The sequence below is a fragment of the Bacillus sp. mrc49 genome (genome assembly GCF_002803435.1).
Genome location: NZ_PHNG01000734.1, coordinates 1 through 3,636, shown reverse-complemented (window position 1 = coordinate 3,636; position 3,636 = coordinate 1). Strand labels below are relative to the sequence as shown.

Sequence of the window (3,636 nt, the reverse complement as noted above, 5' to 3'; positions counted from 1 at the left end):
AATTGCAAAGCCAGACAAATTACATCTATAACTGGATGGAGGATGGAAATATCGGGATATTCGGTTCTTCCGGATACGGTAAATCAACTACGGCTTTGACCCTGCTCTTTAGCTTTGCAGATCAATTCTCTCCTGAAGAACTGCATTATTACTTGTTCGATTTTGGCAATAGCGCATTACTTCCATTGCGCCAGCTGCCCCATACAGGGGACTACTTCCGATTCGATGAGCTTAGGAAAATTGAAAAATTCATGCTACTCATGAAAGCGGAAATCGAAAGGCGCAAGCAGCTTTTTTCGCAAAAGGAGCTTAGTAACATCAAGCTTTATAACGCGTTAGCGGAGGAGAAACTGCCGATTATTTATATCACGGTCGACAATTTCGATTTGGTGAAGGATGAGATGCCAGATCAGGAGGCGCAATTGATCCAGTTTGCACGTGACGGACAATCACTGGGGATTTTCATGATTTTGACGGCGACTAGAATCAATGCCATTCGCCAGCCATTGATGAATAACCTTAAGACGAAAGTGGTTCATTATTTAATGGACAGTTCGGAGCAATATTCAGTCCTGGGCAGAACCCCTTATGAAAATGAACCGGTCCCGGGACGAGCTTTAGTGAAAAAAGATCAAACTTATCTCGTGCAGGTCTATTTACCAGCCGATGGAGCCGATGATATAGCCGTTCTGGCAGAAATGAAACAGGCTGTCGCTGAACATAAAGGGAAGTACCGGGAATACCCTAAGCCGCCGGCCATTGCGATGTTGCCGACGCACCTTGATACCGTCTCTTTCAAGGACTACTGGACACAAGCCATCAAGAAGGAGGCCATCCCGATCGGTCTTTCGGAGGAGAGCGTTACACCTGTTTGTGTGGAGCTGAATGTCGATCCATTCTTGCTTGTCCTCGGTCAGTCAAGGAAAGGAAAAACGAATGTGCTAAGAGTGCTCATGGAGTCCTTGCTGACACAATCGATTGGCGAAATAGGCTTATTTGACGGAATCGACCGTGGTTTATCCTCATATGCTCCGATTGAAAAGGTACGTTATGTGGAAACAAAAGATCAGATAACGGAGTGGCTCGATCATATTACGGAAATCTTTGAAGAGCGTGAACGGGAGTACCTAGCAGCGTTGGAGTTGAAACCGATGGAGCAAGAGGGATACAAAGCCATCATTTTTGTAATTGATAGCATTTCCCGGTTTCAGCAAACGATCGATGGCAGGATCCAGGATCGAATCAGCGGGATGATGAAGCAGTACAGTCATCTTGGTTTCAGACTGATCGTCGCTGGAAATGCCAATGACTTCACCAAGGGGTATGATTCATTGACAACGGAATTGAAGCAAGTCAGGCAGGCAGTCTTGCTCCTGAAAAAATCGGACCAAAGCCTGTATACACTCTCTTATTCGAGAAAAGAAGAAGAAATTCAGCCGGGCTACGGATACTTTGTCCATAATGGCCGGGAATGTAAAATTCAAATTCCATTAAGTGAAGAAAGAAGGAGAGTGCACGAGAGTGTCTGAAAAAATTAAACCGGTGCTGTTAATCGCAAAAATACTCGTGATTTTAGCGCTGCCAATCTTGTTTTTTTCTTATATTGGTCAAAATCCAATGAAGAAACTGGAAACGGCATCCCGTGAAATCGCGATCGTCAACGAAGATAATGGCACTGAATTCAATGAAAAACCGATTTACGTCGGTTCGGAACTTGTTACGACATTGGACAAGGATTCTGAATATGAGTGGATCGTAGTTAACCGAAGCACGGCTGAAAGCGGGCTTGCCAATGAAAAGTATGATGCCGTTATCTACTTCCCGTCCGATTTTTCAAAGAATATTTATACGTTCAATGATGAACGGCCGATCAAGGCGGGGATAAAGTATAAGGTACAAACAAGTTTAAATGCAGAGAATATGGAAAAGGTACAAAAGGAATTAGAAAAGACAAAAAGCAAAATGAACAAGCATATCTCAACACAGTATTGGAGTTATGTTTCCCAATCAGTCGAGGACATCCGCAAGAAATTCGATAATGTCCTTGCAAAGGAAATCGCCTTTCAAAATACGATGTATGAATTCTATACACCTAGCTCGGAAAGCCTTGCCGGGAGTATAAAGCAGCATAAGGATATGCTTGAAGGGGTATTCGCCGAAACGAAGGATGCCGGGAAGACGAGTAATGAAACCATGGTTGAAATGGGTCATACAAAAGCCCAAATGGCTTCCTTCGTAAAAGATGTCGCCTCGTTCGAGGAATATCAAAAAAATCAAAGCAAACTTTTCATGGATGTTTCGAGCCAAAATCAGCAGCTAGTCAAGGATAGTGTTCAAGCTTATGGCAAGGTGTTGGATGAGGGGAACCAACAGATTCCTGAGATTCAGCAAGGAATGAATGCCAAGTACAGCCTAAATGACAAAGACTTTAGTGAAAACGTCGGGATCATGAAGGAGAGGCTGGACTCCAGCAATGCTGAGTTGGAAACCTTCACAACAAACCTGAAAGGAAAGCAAGTCGATCAAATTTCGAAAATCTCTCAAGAACAACAAAGCTCGATTGAACAATTCAAACAAACGGAAGAGTTAGACCTTGATAAGCTTCAGGCTGCCATGCTTGCGCAAAGAGGAAACCTTGCAAGCGGCTCTGGCGATGGGACGGATGCCACTGGAGGGAACGGTGCAAAGATAGAGGATATCGAGACTGAAACGGGTATGGGGGAGGCGGCAGATGCCCCTACAAAGAAGGAGCCGATCGATGAGCTCTCGCTTCAGGCATTACTGGACCAAATCAATGGCATCCAATCGGCCCTTGCAGGTTTGGTGCCGGCTGAGGGGAGTGAAGGAGCTGCTGAGCAACTCAATATTCTTACAGCAGAACTCCAAGCAGAAATCAATAATCTCAACGGAACGGTGAACGGCAGAACCGGGAATTATAATCAAGTGATAACGGAGTTCAATGCACTGGTAGATTCATATAATCAACTGCTGGAACAGCATAAGCAGCTACAAGCTGATTATCATGAACTTGGCTCCGATTACAAGGATCTTGGCGATGAATGGAAAAAGTCACAGGAGGATATAGAGGAGCTGCAGAACATCCAAAATATGACCATCGACGAGGCCATCGCGAAGATCAGGAGTTCCGAGCAGAGCCTCCTTGAAAAAGTGGGGGGAGAAAGGCGCGCGGTGCTGGTGCAGGTCTTTAATGATTCCATCACCAACCGTAATGCAAATGAGCTCCTATCCTATTATGGCTCGCTGTCATCTTACAGTGAATTGGCTGAACGAGTCACGGCAGCGAAAGTCGATAAAATATTTGCAGCCAATATAAAGGAATTGGAAAACCTGAAAAATGGGGTTTCCCCAAACGTGGATGAGGGAGCGAAACTCGTCAAAACAAGTTTAGCAGGAGTCGATGATAATTTCGGAGTGTTCTCCGACTCCATCTTAGGTTTTATGAAGGAATATGATGCAAACGTAAAAGCGGGGCAGGAAGCAACGTTAGCTGAGTTGGCGGCAATTACCGTACGTGCTCAAGAAGTATCTGCCCAAATGTCGGATCATATGGAGCCACCTGAAATAGAAACGGAACCGCCGTTGAACCTTGATGGTGAAATGTTTGTAACGCTTCAA

At 44.8% G+C, this 3,636-nt stretch carries 2 protein-coding genes; both read left to right on the top strand.

Annotated elements, in window-relative coordinates; genetic code table 11:
• Positions 1 to 1,529, top strand: a 1,529-nt coding sequence (locus CVN76_RS21480; RefSeq protein WP_269800070.1) for an FtsK/SpoIIIE domain-containing protein, incomplete at its 5' end; no start/stop codon positions are given.
• Positions 1,522 to 3,636: type VII secretion protein EsaA (esaA, locus tag CVN76_RS21475; RefSeq protein ID WP_100532992.1), on the top strand; the 2,115-nt coding region annotated here is incomplete at its 3' end. The genes CVN76_RS21480 and esaA, both read left to right, overlap by 8 nt.